The sequence below is a fragment of the Nocardia tengchongensis genome, from assembly GCF_054781395.1.
The window spans coordinates 703,826-720,830 of the sequence record NZ_BAAGUM010000006.1 but is presented as its reverse complement, the minus strand read 5'-3'; the positions used below and the strand labels follow the sequence as shown (position 1 = coordinate 720,830).

15 protein-coding genes are annotated in these 17,005 nt (G+C 69.4%); 7 read left to right on the top strand and 8 right to left on the bottom strand.

Features of this window, described 5'->3' with window-relative positions:
• Window positions 1-26 precede the first annotated feature (26 nt).
• On the top strand, window positions 27-770 hold the full coding sequence (locus ACYVKL_RS14370; protein WP_379163273.1) for an alpha/beta hydrolase: 744 nt from the start codon (window positions 27-29) through the stop codon (window positions 768-770).
• 7 nt (window positions 771-777) lie between these two features.
• On the opposite strand, the gene ACYVKL_RS14365 is transcribed toward ACYVKL_RS14370, so the two are convergent.
• Window positions 778-1,425, bottom strand: a complete 648-nt coding sequence (locus tag ACYVKL_RS14365) for a phosphoribosyltransferase (protein ID WP_379163270.1) — start codon at window positions 1,423-1,425, stop codon at window positions 778-780.
• A 41-nt stretch (window positions 1,426-1,466) separates the two neighbouring features.
• On the bottom strand, window positions 1,467-2,270 hold the full coding sequence (locus ACYVKL_RS14360) for a carbon-nitrogen hydrolase family protein (protein ID WP_379165734.1): 804 nt from the start codon (window positions 2,268-2,270) through the stop codon (window positions 1,467-1,469).
• A 272-nt stretch (window positions 2,271-2,542) separates the two neighbouring features.
• On the opposite strand from ACYVKL_RS14360, the gene ACYVKL_RS14355 reads away from it, so the two are divergent.
• Window positions 2,543-4,342 (top strand): DEAD/DEAH box helicase, encoded by a 1,800-nt coding sequence (locus ACYVKL_RS14355; RefSeq protein WP_379163267.1) that lies wholly within the window; start codon window positions 2,543-2,545, stop codon window positions 4,340-4,342.
• A gap of 75 nt (window positions 4,343-4,417) precedes the next feature.
• Here the strand turns inward: ACYVKL_RS14355 and ACYVKL_RS14350 are convergent, their stop codons facing one another.
• Window positions 4,418-5,221 (bottom strand): hypothetical protein, encoded by an 804-nt coding sequence (locus ACYVKL_RS14350; protein WP_379163264.1) that lies wholly within the window; start codon window positions 5,219-5,221, stop codon window positions 4,418-4,420.
• Window positions 5,222-5,429: 208 nt separating this feature from the next.
• Between ACYVKL_RS14350 and ACYVKL_RS14345 the strand changes: the two genes are divergently transcribed.
• From ACYVKL_RS14345 to ACYVKL_RS14335, 3 genes are all read left to right on the top strand, one after another.
• Window positions 5,430-6,599 (top strand): acyl-CoA dehydrogenase family protein, encoded by a 1,170-nt coding sequence (locus ACYVKL_RS14345; RefSeq protein ID WP_379163261.1) that lies wholly within the window; start codon window positions 5,430-5,432, stop codon window positions 6,597-6,599.
• Window positions 6,600-6,608: 9 nt separating this feature from the next.
• Window positions 6,609-7,736 (top strand): acyl-CoA dehydrogenase family protein, encoded by a 1,128-nt coding sequence (locus tag ACYVKL_RS14340; protein WP_379163258.1) that lies wholly within the window; start codon window positions 6,609-6,611, stop codon window positions 7,734-7,736.
• Between the two features lie 331 nt (window positions 7,737-8,067).
• Window positions 8,068-9,153, top strand: a complete 1,086-nt coding sequence (locus ACYVKL_RS14335) for a hypothetical protein (RefSeq protein WP_379163255.1) — start codon at window positions 8,068-8,070, stop codon at window positions 9,151-9,153.
• 233 nt (window positions 9,154-9,386) lie between these two features.
• Here the strand turns inward: ACYVKL_RS14335 and ACYVKL_RS14330 are convergent, their stop codons facing one another.
• Window positions 9,387-9,911 carry a hypothetical protein gene (locus tag ACYVKL_RS14330; protein WP_379163252.1) on the bottom strand — a complete coding sequence of 175 codons (525 nt, stop codon included), beginning with the start codon at window positions 9,909-9,911 and terminating at the stop codon, window positions 9,387-9,389.
• 279 nt (window positions 9,912-10,190) lie between these two features.
• Between ACYVKL_RS14330 and ACYVKL_RS14325 the strand changes: the two genes are divergently transcribed.
• A complete protein-coding gene (locus ACYVKL_RS14325; RefSeq protein ID WP_379163249.1) occupies window positions 10,191-10,463 on the top strand; it encodes a hypothetical protein in 273 nt (90 codons plus the stop codon).
• Between the two features lie 11 nt (window positions 10,464-10,474).
• Here ACYVKL_RS14325 and ACYVKL_RS14320 read toward each other — a convergent pair whose 3' ends face one another.
• From ACYVKL_RS14320 to ACYVKL_RS14305, 4 genes are all read right to left on the bottom strand, one after another.
• On the bottom strand, window positions 10,475-11,401 hold the full coding sequence (locus ACYVKL_RS14320; RefSeq protein WP_379163246.1) for a beta/alpha barrel domain-containing protein: 927 nt from the start codon (window positions 11,399-11,401) through the stop codon (window positions 10,475-10,477).
• On the bottom strand, window positions 11,398-12,609 hold the full coding sequence (locus tag ACYVKL_RS14315) for a CaiB/BaiF CoA transferase family protein (protein ID WP_379163243.1): 1,212 nt from the start codon (window positions 12,607-12,609) through the stop codon (window positions 11,398-11,400). Before ACYVKL_RS14315 ends, ACYVKL_RS14320 begins: the two co-directional genes overlap by 4 nt.
• 250 nt (window positions 12,610-12,859) lie before the next feature.
• A complete protein-coding gene (locus tag ACYVKL_RS14310; RefSeq protein WP_357191469.1) occupies window positions 12,860-13,810 on the bottom strand; it encodes a TauD/TfdA dioxygenase family protein in 951 nt (316 codons plus the stop codon).
• A gap of 105 nt (window positions 13,811-13,915) precedes the next feature.
• Window positions 13,916-14,686 carry a deoxyribonuclease IV gene (locus tag ACYVKL_RS14305; RefSeq protein WP_379163240.1) on the bottom strand — a complete coding sequence of 257 codons (771 nt, stop codon included), beginning with the start codon at window positions 14,684-14,686 and terminating at the stop codon, window positions 13,916-13,918.
• A gap of 318 nt (window positions 14,687-15,004) precedes the next feature.
• Between ACYVKL_RS14305 and ACYVKL_RS14300 the strand changes: the two genes are divergently transcribed.
• Window positions 15,005-16,897, top strand: coding sequence for a protein kinase domain-containing protein (locus ACYVKL_RS14300; RefSeq protein WP_379163237.1), 1,893 nt, complete (start codon window positions 15,005-15,007; stop codon window positions 16,895-16,897).
• Window positions 16,898-17,005 lie beyond the last annotated feature (108 nt).

The window sequence follows — 17,005 nt, the reverse complement described above, 5'->3', positions numbered from 1 at the left end:
CGGTCCCGTTCTGTCACAATCTGCCGATGCTTTACCTCGCGGGCGCTCGCGGCCGCCTTCACTACCGACGATGGCAACTCGACCATGCGCAGGCCGTCCTGGCTCTGCTGCCCGGGATCGGCCAGCACAGCGCGCACTACCATCGGTTTGCCCGGGCGCTGGCCGCCCACGGAATCGAACTCTGGGCCCTGGACACCTCCGGGCACGGTCTCAGCGAAGGAGACCCGGAGCGTCCCGGCAACATTCACGAACTGGCCGCCGACGCGCGCATGTTCCTGGATCAGGTGCACGAACGCTCCGACTCCACGCCGTTCCTGATGGGGCACTCGCTCGGCGCGGCCACCGCGCTGGCGGTGCTGCGGGACGCGGAACCGGGGGATTTCTCCGGTCTCGTCCTGTCGGGGACGCCCAAGGCCGTGCTGGAGGGCAGGTCACCCAAGTCCGCCCGCGGCGCCGCGGGCCCCGGTCGCGGCCGGGCCCAACCCGTTTCGCGCGCGAGTGCCGCCGTGGCCCGTTCGCGCGCGGCGGCGGCGACCGAGAGCGAATCGGACTGGCCGGGCCCCCGGCTGCCCGAGGGCCTGCCGGTGCTGATCATGCACGGCGCCGACGATCGGCGCGCGCCGATCGAACCGGTCCGGGCCTGGTCCGATCAGGTCGGTGCGCGGTTCCTCACCTACCCCGACACCGGCCACGATCTGCTGCACGAGCCCGCGCACGCGGCGGTCACCGCCGAGGTGGTCGATTTCGTGCAGGTTCGCTCGCTGGTCTGAGGGTCGGTCACCCGTCCGGGTCGCGGACAGTGGTGGGCCGCAGTAGCGCCACCACTTCCGCGTCGGTGAGTTGGTGGAAGTCGCGGTAGGCGCCGCCCACCCCGCCCAGGTTGCGCGGCACCAGCGGGCACACCACCTCGTCGGCGACGGCCTGGATCCGGTGCAGCGCTTCGATCGAGGACACCGGCACCGCCACCACCACCCGCCGGGGCGCGTGCAATCGCGCGATCGCGCACCCGGCGGCCACGGTCGCGCCGGTGGCCATACCGTCGTCGACGATCACCACGGTCCGGTCCTCGATGGCGATCGGCTGTCCCGCCCGCAGCACCTGCCGCCGGCGTTCCAGCTCGGCCCGCTCGAGCACCTCGATGTCGGCGATCTGCTCGGGCGTCACCCCGGTGTGCCGCATGATGTCGTGATTGAGGACTCGGACGTCGTCCTCCCCGATGGCCCCCATGGCCAGCTCCGGCTGCCACGGCACGCCCAGCTTGCGCACCAGCAGCACATCGAGGTCCCCGCCGATCTCGGCCCGCACCGCCGCCGCGACCGGCACCCCGCCCCGGGGCAGTCCCAGCACCAGCGGATCCGCCGCGCGCAAGTGCCCGAGCACCCCACCCAGCGCCCGCCCGGCAGCCCACCGATCCGGATAGATCATCGATTTCAGTCTAGTTCCGTGAGCCGGCGCTCACGGGCGGCTCATTCGCCGCGGATGGTGTATCGGCGCAGCGCCAGGCTGGGATTGGTGGCCCGGACCTCGTGGAGCTGGTCCAGGTCGACGCGGGCGGTGGCGATGCCCGGCTGGTCGCCGAGCTCGGCCAGCACCGCGCCGGTGGGGGAGATGATCATCGAGGTGCCCGAGCCGCGGGGCGCGGCCTGATCGGCGGCGGCCACGTACATGGTGTTCTCGATGGCCCGGGCGCGCAGCAGCGTGGTCCACTGATCCACCTTGCCGGGGCCGGGAATCCACTGGGCGGGCAGCAGCAGGGCGTGCGCGCCGGCGGCGGCCAGGCGGCGAATCCCCTCGGGGAATCGCAGATCGAAACAGGTCTGCAGGCCGAAAACGACGCCGTCGACGGAGAAGGTCTGGGACTGGTCGAGCGGGCCGGGAATCAAAAGGTCGGATTCGCGTGAACCGAAAGCGTCGTAGAGATGAACTTTTCGGTACACCGCGGCGAATTCCGCGTCGGGAGAGGCCGCCACGAGGGTGTTGTAGATGTGCCCGGCGGGCTGGTCCGGACCCCCTGATTCGACCACCCCGGCGACCACGTGCACGCCGAATTCGGCTGCCAGGCCACGCAATCCGGTGACGAACGGTCCGGTGAGCGGTTCCGCGGCGGCCAGGACCCGCTCGTCCAGACGCTTGGTGGCGAACATCGAGTACTCGGGTGCGACCACCACCTTCGCTCCGAGTTCGCTGGCAGCTTTGACCTCGGCACGCAAGGCGGTGAGATTGGCCACGGTGTCGGTGTAGGGATCGAACTGCACGACGGCCACGTCCACCGACCGCGCGGCCGCGGTCTCCGCGGGCTGCCCGGCCGCCGGGGCGGGTTCGTGCAATGCCGTCGCCACGGCTCCCGAGCTGGACGCATCTGCCGTGGCCAGGGTCCCGGCGACATAGTTCCGGACGGGAGCGGCTTCGGTATTTTCGAGTCCGGAGGCCGAACTCGAGGGGGTCGGAAGGGCGGGCGCGGGCGGGTTGTCCGGTTGCACGACCCCCAGGGTATTCACCCGATGGTCAACCCCGCAGCTAGCAGGCAGTAAAATCCATGGCAATGAGCACCTCACCGGCCGACAGCGTTCCCACTGACGACGAGAGGGACGTTTCCGGCCCGTCCTTCGCCGATCTCGGCCTCGATGACCGCATTCTGCGGGCCATCACCGATGTCGGCTACGAATCGCCGTCGCCCATCCAGGCGGCGACGATTCCGCCGCTGTTGGCGGGGCACGACGTGGTGGGTCTCGCCCAGACCGGTACCGGTAAGACGGCGGCCTTCGCCATCCCGGTGCTGCAGGGCATGCACGGGGCGGGCAAGGCGCCGAAGGCGTTGGTGCTGGCCCCCACTCGTGAGCTGGCGATCCAGGTAGCGGAGGCGTTCGGCCGGTACGCCACCCATATGCCCGGAACGCATGTGCTCCCGATCTACGGCGGTCAGAACTACGCGGTGCAGCTGTCGGGGCTGCGACGCGGCGCCCAGGTGGTGGTCGGCACCCCGGGTCGCGTCATCGATCACCTCGAGCGCGGCACGCTCGACCTGTCGGAGCTGCAGTACCTGGTGCTCGACGAGGCCGACGAGATGCTCAAGATGGGCTTCCAGGAGGACGTCGAGCGCATCCTGCGCGACACGCCCGAGGAGAAGCAGGTCGCGTTGTTCTCGGCGACCATGCCGACGGTGATCCGCAAGATCTCCAAGCAGTACCTGAAGGATCCGGTCGAGATCACGGTCAAGACCAAGACCTCCACCAACACCAACATCACCCAGCGCTGGGTGCAGGTGTCGCATCAGCGCAAGCTGGACGCGCTGACCCGCATCCTCGAGGTGGAGCCTTTCGAGGCCATCATCATGTTCGTGCGCACCAAGCAGGCCACCGAGGAGCTGGCCGAGAAGTTGCGCGCGCGTGGGTATTCCGCGGCTGCCATCAACGGTGACATCGCGCAGGCGCAGCGTGAGCGCACCATCGGCCAGCTCAAGTCGGGCGTGCTCGACATCCTGGTCGCCACCGACGTCGCCGCCCGCGGCCTGGACGTGGAACGCATCTCGCACGTCGTCAACTACGACATCCCGCACGACACCGAGTCCTACGTGCACCGCATCGGCCGCACCGGCCGCGCGGGCCGCACCGGTACCGCCCTGCTGTTCGTGGCTCCGCGCGAGCGTCGCCTGCTCGATGCCATCGAGCGCGCCACCCGCCAGCAGGTCACCGAGATGCAGCTGCCCAGCGTCGAGGACGTGAACGCCCAGCGCGTCAGCAAGTTCCACGACGCCATCACCGATAGCCTGTCCTCGGACAAGCTGCCGCTGTTCCGCAAGCTCATCGAGGACTACGAGCGCGAGCACAACATTCCGCTGGTGGACATCGCGGCGGCGCTGGCGGTCGGCGGCCACGACGGCGACAACTTCTTCATGGAGCCCGACCCGGAGCCCGCGCCGCGCGAGCGTCGCGAACGCGCACCGCGGTCCTTCGATGACCACGACCGCGGCCCGCGGGAGCGCCGCGAGCCCAGCGGCCCGTCGCGGCACCGCCAGACCGGTGCGGAACTGGTCACCTACCGCATCTCGGTGGGCAAGCGGCACAAGGTCGCGCCCGGCGCGATCGTCGGCGCCATCGCCAACGAGGGCGGCCTGCGCCGCAGCGACTTCGGGCACATCAGCATCCGCCCGGACCACTCGCTGGTGGAACTGCCCGCCGACCTGTCCAACGAGACGCTGAACGCCTTGAGCCGCACCAGGATCAGCGGTCAGCTCATCGAATTGCAGCTGGACGCCGGCGCGCCCGGCTCCCGCTCGATGAGCCGCGCCCCGCGCCGCGAGGGCAAGCGCCCGGATCAGCACCGGCGCAAGCCGCGCTTCTGACCGAGGCCTGAACGACCGACGCCCGCATCCGGAATGGATGCGGGCGTTGTGTTTTCGCGGGGGTGACGCCGAGCGTCAGTTGCCGGGGGTCTGCGCCGGGGCGGTGGTGGCGGGAGCGCCGGAGCCGGAGTTGTCGGCGTTCGGAGCCTGCGCGGGAGTGGTCGGGGCGGCGGGAGTCGCCTGGGTGCTCGAGGGGGTCGCGCCGGACGCGTCCGGGGTCGCCGGGGTGGCCTGGGGAGCGGGGGCGTCGGGGACCGTGGACAGGCCGACGGTCGGGAGGACGACGCAGCGGGCCGACGGGTAGTCGATGGTGCCCCAGAGCGAGGCGATGACGGTGCCCGCGCCGGCGTCGACGGTCTTGGACAGCGTCGGCAGGTTGTATTCGGTGTGATCGTCGAGGGCGGTGATGCCGCTGCGGCCGTTGTTCACGTTCAGCCAGGCGACGGTCAGGCCGGAGCTGAGCGGGAAGCCGTTCTGCTGGGCCATGACTTGGAAGCTGATATTGCCTGCGGGCAGCGAGACCGAGGCGTTGGGTGCGGCGAAGCCGGTGACGGCGGTGGCCGAGGTGAGGCTGAACGGCATGTTGAAGCCGCAGCCGAGGGTGGGGGCCAGGTAGGAGAACGGCGTGAACTGGACGTTCTCGAGCTTGGCGGCGGCGACCAGCTGGGCGGCCTTGGCGATGTCGGCGACGGCGGTCTTGGCCGCGGTCCGGTCGAAATCGGTCGCGGTGTTGTCCGCGACGGCCTGGGTGAGCTGCTCGATCCCGGTCTCGGCCGGCGACTTGGGCTGATCGGCGGTGGCCGTGGAAGCGCCCAAGGTCGCGGCGGTGGTCAGCGCGGCGATCGCCGCGGTGCGCCGGAAAAGCGTGCTGCCGTTCACTCTGGCTGCTCCTGCATGGTCGTGATTCTCGCCGAGCTGGGACAGCCCGACGGCGCGAAAATCGCGGTATCGGATTCTCCGGCAACGTACCAGCTGGACGTGCGGGCCGCGCCGCCGAGCCGTCGAGTGGGTGTGATCCGGGTGACAAACCGATCATTACCGGGGGGTAGGTTTGATGGCGACATCACAGCGACGCTCGGGAGAAGCAATGAAGCTGGCCCTTTCACCCGATGAGGTGACATTCCGGGACGAACTGCGCGAGTTCTACCGGACCAAGATCCCGGCGGAGATCCGTGACCGCGTGAAATACGGTCTCGAGCTCTCTCGCGATGACATCGTCACCACCCACCGCATCCTCAACGAGAACCACCTCGCCGTGCCCAAATGGCCGGTGCAGTGGGGTGGCCGCGACTTCACGCCCATGCAGCTGCACATCTGGGAAGACGAGATGCAGCTCGCCTCGGTGCCGGAGCCGCTCACCTTCAACGCCCAGATGATCGGCCCGGTGATCGCCCAGTTCGGTTCCGAGGAGCTCAAGGCGCGCTTCCTGCCGCCCACCGCCAACCTCGACATCTGGTGGTGCCAGGGCTTCTCCGAGCCCGACGCCGGCTCCGACCTGGCCTCGCTGCGCACCACCGCGGTCCGCGACGGCGACTCCTACATCGTCAACGGCCAGAAGATCTGGACCACCCTGGCCCAGTACGCCGACTGGATCTTCTGCCTGGTGCGCACCGATCCGAGCGCCAAGAAGCAGGCCGGCATCTCGATGCTGCTCTTCGACGTGAAGACCCCCGGCGTCACCATCCGCCCGATCAAGCTCATCGACGGCCACCACGAGGTCAACGAGGTCTTCTTCGAGAACGTCCGGGTCCCGGCCGACCAGCTGGTCGGCGAGGAGAACATGGGCTGGACCTACGCCAAGTTCCTGCTCGGCAACGAGCGCACCGGCATCACCGGCGTCGGCCGCACCAAGGTCAAGCTGGGTGTCGCGAAAGAGCATGCGGCGCAGATCCGTTCGGGCCGGGGCACGCTGCTGGAGGACCCGGTGTTCGCGGCGCGGGTGGCCGAGATCGAGAACGAGCTGCTGGCGCTGGAGCTCACCCTGATGCGGGTGATCTCCAATTCCACCGACGGCAAGCCGAATCCGGCCTCCTCGGTGCTGAAGCTGCGCGGTTCCGAGCTGCAGCAGGCCGCCACCGAACTGCTGCTGGACATCGCGGGCCCGGACGCGCTGCCGGTGAACACCGGCGACATCGCCTCGCCCGGCTGGGCGCAGCGCAGCGGCCCGGCGTACCTCAACTACCGCAAGACCACCATCTACGGAGGCTCCAGCGAGGTGCAGCGCACCATCATCGCCTCCACCATCCTCGGATTGTGAGCTGCCGCCATGGATTTCGAACTCACCGATGAACAGGTCATGCTGCGCGATACGGTCCGGGACCTGCTGGGCCGCGCCTACGACCCGGAAACGCGACTGAAGGTCATCGACACCGACCTCGGCTGGAACCGCGACGTCTGGCGGCAGCTCGCCGAATTGGGCGTCCTCGGACTGGCTTTCGACGAGGAGGACGGCGGCGTCGGCGCGGGACCGGTCGAGACCATGGTCGTGATGGAGGAGATCGGCCGCCGCAACGCGCCCGAACCCTATCTCGACGCCGTGCTGGTGCCCGGCGGGCTGGTCGCCCGCGTCGGCACCGCCGAGCAGCGGCAGCGCGTGCTCCCGGCGCTGGCCGGCGGGGAGACGCTGCTGGCCTTCGCGCACGACGAGCCCGGCACCCGGTGGCCCGCAACCGAATTGGCCACCACCGCGGTCCTCGACGGTGACACCTACCGGATCACCGGCGTCAAGAACCCCGTCCCGCACGGCGACTGCGCCGATCAGCTGGTGGTCAGCGCCGCCCTGCCCGGCGGCGGTGTCGGACTGTTCCTGATCGCCGCCGATGCCGACGGGCTCACCCGCACCCCGTTCCGCACCTTCGACGGGCGGCGCGGCGCGCAGCTCGACTTCGCCTCCGCCGCAGCCGAACTCCTCGGCGACGGCGGCGACGCCCGGGCCGCGGTGACCGCGGTCGAGGTGGCCGCGCAGGCGAGCCTGTGCGCGGAGTCGCTGGGCGCGATGGAGGAGGCCATGCGACTCACCACCGACTACCTGAAGACGCGCAAGCAGTTCGGGGTGACGCTGTCGAAGTTCCAGACCCTCACCCAGCGGGCCGCGAACATGTACGTGTCGCTGGAACTGGCCCGCTCCATGAGCCTGTACGCGACCGCGGCGGTCGCCGACGGCTCCGCCGATCAGGTCGCGGCCTCGCGGGCGCGCCTGCAGGTCGGACGCTCGGCCCGGCACATCGGGCAGGAGTCGATCCAGATGCACGGCGGTATCGGCATCACCACCGAATACCCGGTGAGCCACTACGTGGCCCGCCTGACCGCCATCGCCCGCACCCTGGGCAGCGACCTGGAGCACCTGCGGGTCCTCACCGACCGGGTCGGCGAGTACAACCTCGTGGAGTTCTGAGACGCCCTCGGCGGATTCCGATCCGTACGCTGACGCGCCCCGCTCGCACTTCGAGCGGGGCGCGTTTCGCGTCCGCCACGGGATGCAACGACCACGACGGGCCGGACTGTCGTCTTGTCGGCCGCGTTCGGATCGAGGGGCCGCGGGCAGCGCCGAGAGGCGTGCGGGCGTGCTCTTGGATGACGGGATCGTCGCGCCGCGACGTTCCCGGGCAGGGGCGCAACGGATCTCGTCTCGCACGTGTTCGGTCACGTTCGGGGCGGCCGGGCGCGGGGGTGCGAAGCTGGAATTTCGGTGTCGGGGAAGGGATTGGCGGGCGTAGGGTCGGGGCATGGGAGGAGACTCGGTACGGCTGGACGGGAACACCCTGGTGTTGCCCGGTGAGGTGGGGGTGCGGTTCATCCGCACGCTGCGGCTGCCCGAGCAGGGGACCCATCCGCTGCCGCCCGGGCTGGGCGAGTTCCCGGTGCGCCGGGTTGCGGACTACGCGGACTCGGTGCCGCCGGAGTGGGCGGCGCGCGGGGGCGTCATGCTGCCCATGTACCTGCGCGAGGCCATGTGGCTGTCGTTCTCGTCGAAGGAGCCCGCGGCGCTGCAGATCGGGGTGGGCAAGGTGTGCGCGGTCTCGGGCAAGCCGTGGAGTGACCGGCTCGCCCGCGATCCACAGAACTACGTGGTGCTGCCCCGGCAGCCCTGGCTCGACGGCATCAACTCCGGCAAGGGCACCATCCGGCAATTCGTCGCGGTGCCACTGGGATTGGGCGCGACCGTGGAGGGGCAGGTCACCGGGGAGGAGACCTGGGGCGGCATTCAACTCCAGAACTTCGCGCTCAACGATCTCGAACTGGCCCGTTGGCGCAAGGCGGAGGAGGAGCGCCGCGAGCAGGCGGCCCGGGCCCGCTACGGGAGTTCGGACAATGTCTGGCTCGCCGGCGCGTCCGGCGCCCTGCCGCCTCCGGCCGCTCCCGCCTTCGGTGCGGCGCCGCCCGCGCCGGGCGGTCATCCCTCCGCTTCCCTGCCCCGCAAGCGGCAGGCCGGCGCCCTGGGCTTGGGCGTCGGCGGCACCATGCGGCAGGAGATCTACAAAGACGAACGCCCCTTGGCGGAGTGGTCCGCCGAGCGCGCCGGCCGCGTTTTCGTCCACCTGGTCACCCCGCCCGACTGGCGGCGCATCACCGGCGAAGCCGCGCCCCCGTCCCCGGTGGATCGCGCGGCCTACACCGCCGCAAACCTACCCTGGTTCGACTATTTCGATTCGGACGCAACCGATCTCGCCGCCGCCGACCCGCTCGCGAACGTGGTCCCGGTCGGCGACTGGCTGGGCGACGACCACGAACCCTGGGAGCCTCCCACCCCCGGTCAGGTGCATCACCTCGGTGACAAGCAGGGCAAGCCGGTCGAGGACGGTGACTGGTAGCGGCCCTCGGCCGACCGCCGCACGGTCATGTCGCCCGCCGGCGCGCGGAGTGGAACACGAATTCGTGCCCGCCGCGCAGCATCACGGCATCGGCGTGATCGCAGCCGCGCGGCCGGCCGGGGCGGAGGAGCGGCGCACGTCGCCCTCCGGTGGGCAAGGTCGGCAACGCAATTCGGGTCGGAGCATCTCGCGGGGCCCGATTCGGACGCCGTGACTCTCCGGGTACTCGGGAGTCAGTTGTCGGACGTGTCCGCGGCAGCGTGATCGGTGGGCGCGACGGTGGTCGGGTCCAGGCGGGTGGTGACCGGGGCGTCGGTGGTTGTGCGCGGGGATTCCGTTGTGGGCCGGGTGGTTTCGGTGGTGGCCGGGCGAGTGGTGGTGGTGGTTGGGCGGGCCGAGGAGGGACGCGAGCCGCTCGGGTCGGCGGCCGGGTCCTCCGAGGTGGCGGTGACGGTCGAGATGGGGGCGCGCCGCGACGGCTGGTCGGCGGCCACCCGCCAGGTGGGCGAGGGCGGGATGACGATCGCGGGGGTGGCGCTGACGCCGGCCTTGGTCGAACTCGCCGGGGCCGCTTGCAGATCGGCGTTCAGCGGCGGGGGAGCGACGTAGGTGTCGCTGTGGCCGAGGCCGCACGCGCCGAGCAGGATGAGCCCGGCCGACACCACGCCCACCGCGCCCGCGGCACCCACCACGGGCTTGGGCAGGTGACGCAGCGGGGTGACCGCGCGATCGTCCGCGCCGGCGTTGCTGCCGTCCATGGGTGTCGCTCCTGATTCGTATCGAGTGGGCTCACCCTAACGGAGCCGATGGGCATCGGCCAGGCGGGTGGTCGGTTCTAAAAGGCGGCCGCGCACGGCCATTCGGAAAGCCTCGAAAATATCTCAAACAGCGGTGATTCATATTTCGAATTAGTAAAGTCAGCGCGTTTCGCTCACGTGTCGTATGGACTTTCCGTTGCCGCGTCGTAATGTGTGTCCAAAGTTACACACGAGACGCTCGAAATTAGCCGAGGGGCGCGCCGAAGATTCGCGAACCCGGTGGGCGTCACCGAGGAGTGGATGATGGGTGCATTCTCGACATCTCCGCTGCGCGCGTCGGCGCGCGCCGGAGAGCCTGCGGCCCCTCCGACGATGCGGATACCGGCGCTGCCGGCCCGCATCGCCGCCTGGCTGTTCTTCCTCGGCGGTCTGACCGGCGCCATTCTCGGTATTGCCGGACTACGGGTCGAGATCACCGTCGCGGGCCTGATCCTGGCCTGTACCGCGGGTTTGATTCTGCTCAAGATCCGCGCCGACGCACACGGTAGCTAATTTCCCGCGAATCATTTCCGGCTGGCAATTGTCCATTCAAATGCCGTGGTTTCAGACTTTGCACCTTCGATCGTCCGCGAGCGATTGGGTTCGCCGAGTTCTTTCAGCAAATCATCGGACATCTGCACCAGATCCGACAATACGGACGGCGTGAACCATTCCGGCCGGGTCGCGAACAACAGGTCCTCACTCGAGGTGTTCCCCGACGCCCCCGGCGCGAACGGGCAGCCGCCCAGCCCGCCCAGGGAGCCGTCCACCACATCCGCCCCGGCGGCCAGCGCCGCCAGCGAATTCGCCACCCCCATGCCCCAGGTGTCGTGTCCGTGGAAGACGATGCGGTGCTCCTGATTACCCCAGCGCGCGGTCGCGGCCACCGCGGCCACCAGCGCGCCGACCTGACCCGGATGCGCCTGCCCGAGGGTATCGGCGATCACGATGTCCGACGATCCCGCCGTCCGGGCGTCAGCCGCGATGGCCAGCACCCGCGCGGGATCCATCGGCCCGTCGAACGGGCAGGTGAAAGCCGTTGCCAGGCAGAGCTGGATGCGCCCGCCCGCCTCCGCCGCGAGCCGCACCGCCTCCGGCATGGCCGCCACGCTGTCCTCGGTGGTGCGGCCGATATTGGCCTTGTTGTGCGCGTCCGACACCGAGAAGCAGTATTGGAAATTGCGCACCCCGGCCTCGGCGGCCTTGGCCACGTGCCGCGGCGTGGCCACCCACACCCAGCAGCGTTCCAGCTCCTCGGGGGTCAGCTGCGCGACCAGCTCGAGGGTATTGGCCATGGGCGGCACCAGATCCGGGCGGGCCATGGAGCCGATCTCCAGTTCCGGCACCCCCGCGGCCAGCAGCTGCCGGGCGATCTGGACCTTGCGTTCGGTGGGCAGCACCTTGCCGGTGAGCTGCAATCCGTCGCGCAGCGTGACGTCCCGCAGGGTCATGAGTTCGCCTCCAGCGCATCGATGTCGGCCGCGGACATGCCGAGCAGTCCGGACAGCACCTCCCGGGTGTGCTCGCCCAGGTCCGGTCCGACATTGCGGATGGGCAGCGACTGCCCGCCGATGACGGGGACGATGCCGGGGAACCCGACCTCCTTGGGCTCCGCTTCGCCCACGTCCACCCGGAAGGGCTGGATCATGTTGCGCGCCTTGTACTGCTCATCGGTGACGATGTCGGCAGCGGTGTAGATGGGCCCGCACGGAATCGCGGCCGCCTCCAGCACTTTCAGGGCCTCGTCGCGGGTGCGCAGGCGCGTCCATTCGGCGATCGAGGCGTCGAGCCGATCGCGATGCCGCCAGCGTCCCGCGTTGTCCTGCAGCTCCGGGTCGGCGGCGAGGTCGGGCCGATCGATCACCTGCATGTAGCGCTGGAAGATGGCGTCGCCGTTGCCGCCGATGATGATGCTGTAGCCGTCGCTGGTCGGGTAGGCGTTGCTGGGCGCGATGCCCTCCATCCGCCCGCCGACCCGTTCGCGGTTGATGCCGTAGGCGAGGTAGTCGGGCACCAGCGACTCCATCACCGACAGAATCGATTCGTTCAACGCGACGTCGATGATGCGCTGCTCCAACGGCACCGGCCGCACCCGTTCGCGCTGGAACAAGGCCATCACGGTGCCGAAGGCGGCGTAGATCCCCGCGATGGAATCGCCGATGGACACGCCGACCCGCACCGGCGGCCGATCCGGATCGCCCACGAGTTCCCGCAATCCGCCGACCGCTTCGGCCACCGCCGCGAAGCCGGGCCGCTGCGAGAGCGGACCGGTCTGCCCGTACGCGGAGATCCGCGTGATCACCAGATCCGGGTTGGCGGCGTTCAACACCTCGGGCCCGAGCCCCCACTTCTCGAGCATCCCGGGCCGGAAGTTCTCCAGCAGCACATCGCACTTGCCGATCAGCTCCAGCACGATCCGCCGCCCGGCCTCGGTGCGCAGATCCAGCGTGATCGACTTCTTGTTCCGATTGACGGTCCGGTAGAGCATCGAGGTGTCCCCGCCGTACAACCGCCAATTCCGCAGCTCGTCCCCGGTTTCCGGCCGCTCGACCTTGATCACCTCGGCCCCGAAGTCCCCGAGTATCCGCCCGGCCGTCGGCGCGGCCACGTAGTTACCCAACTCCAGAACCCGAACCCCGTCCAGCGGCCGAATCTCCATGCCAACAGTCTGCACGATGGGTTCGGCACGAAACCGGCGAAGCCGCTGTGAACGACACCGGCTGATACGAACGACAAAGGCCGGTGCGACGTCGAGAGAGATTGGTGTCGTCGCACCGGCCGGGCCGTCGGTCGCGGGGTGTACGAGTGGCACGCGATCGACGGCATCGAGTTGTGTCGGTCCGCGAGACGGGTGGTGGGTGAGTGGCGGCACCCACCGCTGCCCGAATCGCGGTGCTCCGCGCCGGGATTCAGGCGGCGCGGGGCGTGACCTCCTCGACGATCGAGTAGTGCTCGGCGTTGCCCGTGATGATGGTGCTGGGGTTGCCGTGGATGTCGACGGGGACGTCGCCGGCCAGGGTGATGCGGGTCAGGCGGCGGGGCTGGCCGTCGTAGTCGTCGATGGCGTAGTGCTGGGTGGCGCGGTTGTCCCAGATCGCGACATCGCCGAGCTGCCAGTTCCAGCGGGTGGTGTTTTCCAGACGGGTGACGCGGTTCTGCAGGAGCTGGAACAGGGCCTGGGATTCGGCGGCGGAGAAGCCGACGAAGTTCTTCACGAAGTGGCCGAGCAGCAGGGCGCGTTCACCGGTGACCGGGTGCACGCGCACCACGGGGTGCTCGGTCTCGTAGTAGCTGGACTCGAATTCCTCGCGGTAGGCCTTGATGTTCGCGGTCACTTCCGCGTTCTCGCCGCGCGCCACCTCGGTCCGGTCGGCGGCGTAGTCGTAGGCGTTGGTGTGGCGGGCGCGCAGGTTCTCCACCAGCGCCCGCAGCGGTGCGGGCAGTGATTCGTAGGCGGCCACGGTGGAGGCCCAGGTGGTGGAGCCGCCGTAGGGCGGCAGGTGCACCGCGCGCAGGATGGACGCCTTCGGAACCCGGTCCACGAAGGTGACATCGGTGTGCCAGCTGTTGGCGCGGCCGTACTCCGAGTCGATGGGCAGCGTCTTGACGCCCTTGGAGGTGACGGTCGGGTGCGGGGTGGTGGGTGTGCCCAGCAGCTGCGCGAACTCGTACTGGCCGTCCTCGGTGAGGTGTTCCTGGCCGCGGAAGAAGATCACCTTGTGCTTGTGCAGCGCGTCCTGGATCGCCTGCACGGTCACCGAGTCCAGGTCGCCGCCGAGGCGGACGCCGTCGATGCGCGCGCCGATCTTGCTGCCCAGCTGCACGACAGTAGGGGTGGAAGTTGCGTAATCGACGGACATGCAATGCCTTTCGCCCGATGTGTCCCGGCCCGGATTCGAGCCATGACCAGGACACCATCGGGGCGGCCGCCGAAACAGGTTCAGGATCAGCCGGATCGAAAGGTCTCAGCCGAGGTGTTCGCGCAGATACTTCAGATCGTCGGCGACCCCGTCGGCGGGGGTTTCCAGAATCACCGGTGCGTCGGCGGTGCGGCACACCTCCGCCAGCAGCTGCGGGTCGATGGTGCCGTCGGCGAAATTGGCGTGCCGGTCGGCCCCGGAGTCGAAGGCGTCGCGCGAGGAGTTCAGGTGCACCAGGTCGATGCGCCCGGTGATCGCCTTGATCCGCTCTACGATGCCGACCAGTTCCTCACCGCCCGCCCAGGCGTGGCAGGTGTCCAGGCAGAATCCGGCCCCGAACTCGCCGACCGCGTCCCACAGCCGCCCGATATCGTCGAAATACCGTGCCATGGCGTGGTTCCCGCCGGCGGTGTTCTCGATCAGGATGGGCACCGCGAAGCCGCCCTTGTCCTCCTGGCGCTGGAACAATTTGCGCCAGTTGACGAATCCCTCCGTCATCTCCTCGTCGGAGCGGACGTGCCCGCCGTGTACGACCAGCCCGAACGCCCCCAGCTCGGCGGCCGCCTTGGCCTGCTGCGCCACCGCGTTGCGCGAGGGCATGCGCAGCCGGTTGTTCAGGCTGGCCACATTGATCTGATAGGACGAGTGCACCACGACGTCGATGTCGCTGGCCTTGATCTGCTCGGTCAGCGGGTGGGGTTTGGGCTTGTCCCAGCTCTGTGGATCGACCACGAACATCTGGATGACCTCGGCCCCCAGCGTCTCACCGAAGCCGATCGGGTCGCTGTCCATTCGGACGTGAGCTCCAATGCGCATACGCCCAGCGTATCCCCGACCTCCGACACCCCAGGGCGGGTCGGTGGCCGCCATAAGCAAACGTTGAGTGTTGCGTTAGCGGGCCGTGCGTAGATAGTCCGGTAGGAATTCCGATGCCGGACGATCACTGGAGGTGAATACCGTTGCAGGCGAACGCTGCAGGTTCGCGCGGCGCGCCCGGCCCGGCGCGGGGCGCGGGTCGCATCGGCTACAGTTTCGGTGTTTTCCGGATCGGCCCGTACACGATCACGCCGATCGTCTGTGGTACCTCGCGCGCTGGTGGGTCCCGGCTCGCGGAGTGGGAAGTGGGAGATCGTCATGCTGTCCAACGGTGACGTTTTTGCTGAATATGTCATCGAGCGGCAGCTCGGCCGGGGCGGCATGGGGTCGGTGTATCTGGCCAAGCACCCGCGGCTGCCCCGTTTGACGGCGCTGAAGCTGCTGAATCGGGAGATGGTCTTCGACAAGGAGGTCCGGGCCCGCTTCGAACGCGAGGCCGACCTGGTCGCCCAGTTGGACCACCACAACATCGTCACCGTCTACGACCGCGGGCTCGAGGACGGCCAGCTGTGGATCTCCATGCAGTACATCGACGGCATCGACGCCGCCAGCGTGAATCCGCAGACCCTGCCGCCCGAGCGGGCCGTGCAGATCGTCGCCGAGATGGCCGACGCGCTCGACTACGCGCACCGCAACGAGGTGCTGCACCGGGACGTGAAGCCGGCCAATATTCTGCTGGCCCGCTCCACCGGCGGTAAGGGCGAGCGGGTGTATCTGACCGACTTCGGCATCGCGCGGCTGCGCGACGACAGCGGTCACCTCACCCAGACCGGAACGTTCACCGCCACCCTGGCCTACGCCTCGCCGGAACAGCTGACCGGCTCGGCGCTGGACGGCCGTTCGGACCAGTATTCGCTGGCGTGCACGCTGTTCTGGCTGTTCACCGGCTCGGGCCCGTTCTCGGCCACCAACCCTGCCGCGGTGATCCAGGGGCATCTGCAGAATCCGCCGCCGCCGTTGAGCAGCGCGCGCCAGGGCCTGCCGCCGAGCCTGGACCTGGTGATCGGCAAGGCGATGGCCAAGCGGCCGGAGGACCGGTTCGCCAGTTGCAGCGACTTCGCGGCCGCCGCCCGCAGTGCCCTCGCCAACCCGAGCGCGCCCGCGCTGCCGCTGGTGCAGCGGACCGCGCCGCCGATGCCGGTCATGCCCTACACCGGGGGACCGGCTCCGGTCGCTCCGATGACCGGTGGCGGCATGCAGACCGGCATGCCGATGTACACCGGTGGGGCGATGCCGACCGGCGGGCCGATGCACACGGGTGCGCCCATGCACACCGGCGGTCAGATGCAGACCGGTATGCCGGTCACCGGCGCGCCCATGCCGACCGCCCGCCCGCAGACCACGCCGCCGACCCCGGCCGTGCCGTATCCGGCTCCGACACAGGTCAATCCGGTGCCGCCCAAGCCGGTGACCGGCAATTACACCGGGCGCGGGACCAATCAGTACCCGCAGCCGCCGTCCTATCCGTATCCGGCGCAGGGGCAGCAACAGCCGCGTCCGCCGGTCGGCGCGCATCGGCCGGCGCCGCCGAAGAAGTCCAATACCGGGCTGATCATCGGCATCGCGGTGGCGGCGGTGGTGTTGCTCGTCGTGGTGATCGCGGTGATCGCGGCGGCGGGGAGCAAGTCGAGCGGTAACAAGATGGGGTCGCCGAGCGTCGTGCCCACCGTGCCGGACGGCGCGCCCGCGAGCAACAAGACCATCGACTGGTCGGTCGCGGCGAAGGAGTTCCCGAAGTTGTTGCCCGCCACCAAGACCGGCGGCAAGGGCCTCAACGGCGCGACCTGCTGGGTCGCCGACTCCCCGGTGTCCGCCGACGCGACCGACGGCACCCCGGAGTTCGGGGACTGGAAGGTGCAGTGGCGCTGCTACGGCGGCGCCGACAACAACGACCCCTTCTACCGCATCTTCGCTTACTCCTCGTCGGCCACGGTGCAGTCCGTGCTGAGCGGTCTGAGCCCCGACACCACCTCGCACGACGTCAACGGCGGCAAGACATACACCAACTACCAGCTCACCGGTGACAGCCATCCACGCCTGGTCACCGCCTTCACCGACGCCGGCCGCACCCAGTACCTGATGTACACCGACGGCATCACCGGCGACATGGACGCGGTCCTGAAATGGTGGAAGAGCGCCCCCATCGCCTGAGCTGACCTCGACAATTCGAAACCCTTGCCGCCGCCCGCTAGGGTCGCGCACGCCAGGTTCGCGGCCCGTCTCGTTCTGGACCGAGTGGAGCGGGGGAGCGAAGCGGAG

Coding starts and splice junctions, on each gene's coding strand:
- ACYVKL_RS14370 (WP_379163273.1), top strand. CDS start 27: ATGCTTTACCTCGCGGGCGCTCGCGGCCGCCTTCACTACCGACGATGG.
- ACYVKL_RS14365 (WP_379163270.1), bottom strand. CDS start 1,425: ATGATCTATCCGGATCGGTGGGCTGCCGGGCGGGCGCTGGGTGGGGTG.
- ACYVKL_RS14355 (WP_379163267.1), top strand. CDS start 2,543: ATGAGCACCTCACCGGCCGACAGCGTTCCCACTGACGACGAGAGGGAC.
- ACYVKL_RS14345 (WP_379163261.1), top strand. CDS start 5,430: ATGAAGCTGGCCCTTTCACCCGATGAGGTGACATTCCGGGACGAACTG.
- ACYVKL_RS14340 (WP_379163258.1), top strand. CDS start 6,609: ATGGATTTCGAACTCACCGATGAACAGGTCATGCTGCGCGATACGGTC.
- ACYVKL_RS14335 (WP_379163255.1), top strand. CDS start 8,068: ATGGGAGGAGACTCGGTACGGCTGGACGGGAACACCCTGGTGTTGCCC.
- ACYVKL_RS14330 (WP_379163252.1), bottom strand. CDS start 9,911: ATGGACGGCAGCAACGCCGGCGCGGACGATCGCGCGGTCACCCCGCTG.
- ACYVKL_RS14320 (WP_379163246.1), bottom strand. CDS start 11,401: ATGACCCTGCGGGACGTCACGCTGCGCGACGGATTGCAGCTCACCGGC.
- ACYVKL_RS14315 (WP_379163243.1), bottom strand. CDS start 12,609: ATGGAGATTCGGCCGCTGGACGGGGTTCGGGTTCTGGAGTTGGGTAAC.
- ACYVKL_RS14310 (WP_357191469.1), bottom strand. CDS start 13,810: ATGTCCGTCGATTACGCAACTTCCACCCCTACTGTCGTGCAGCTGGGC.
- ACYVKL_RS14305 (WP_379163240.1), bottom strand. CDS start 14,686: ATGCGCATTGGAGCTCACGTCCGAATGGACAGCGACCCGATCGGCTTC.
- ACYVKL_RS14300 (WP_379163237.1), top strand. CDS start 15,005: ATGCTGTCCAACGGTGACGTTTTTGCTGAATATGTCATCGAGCGGCAG.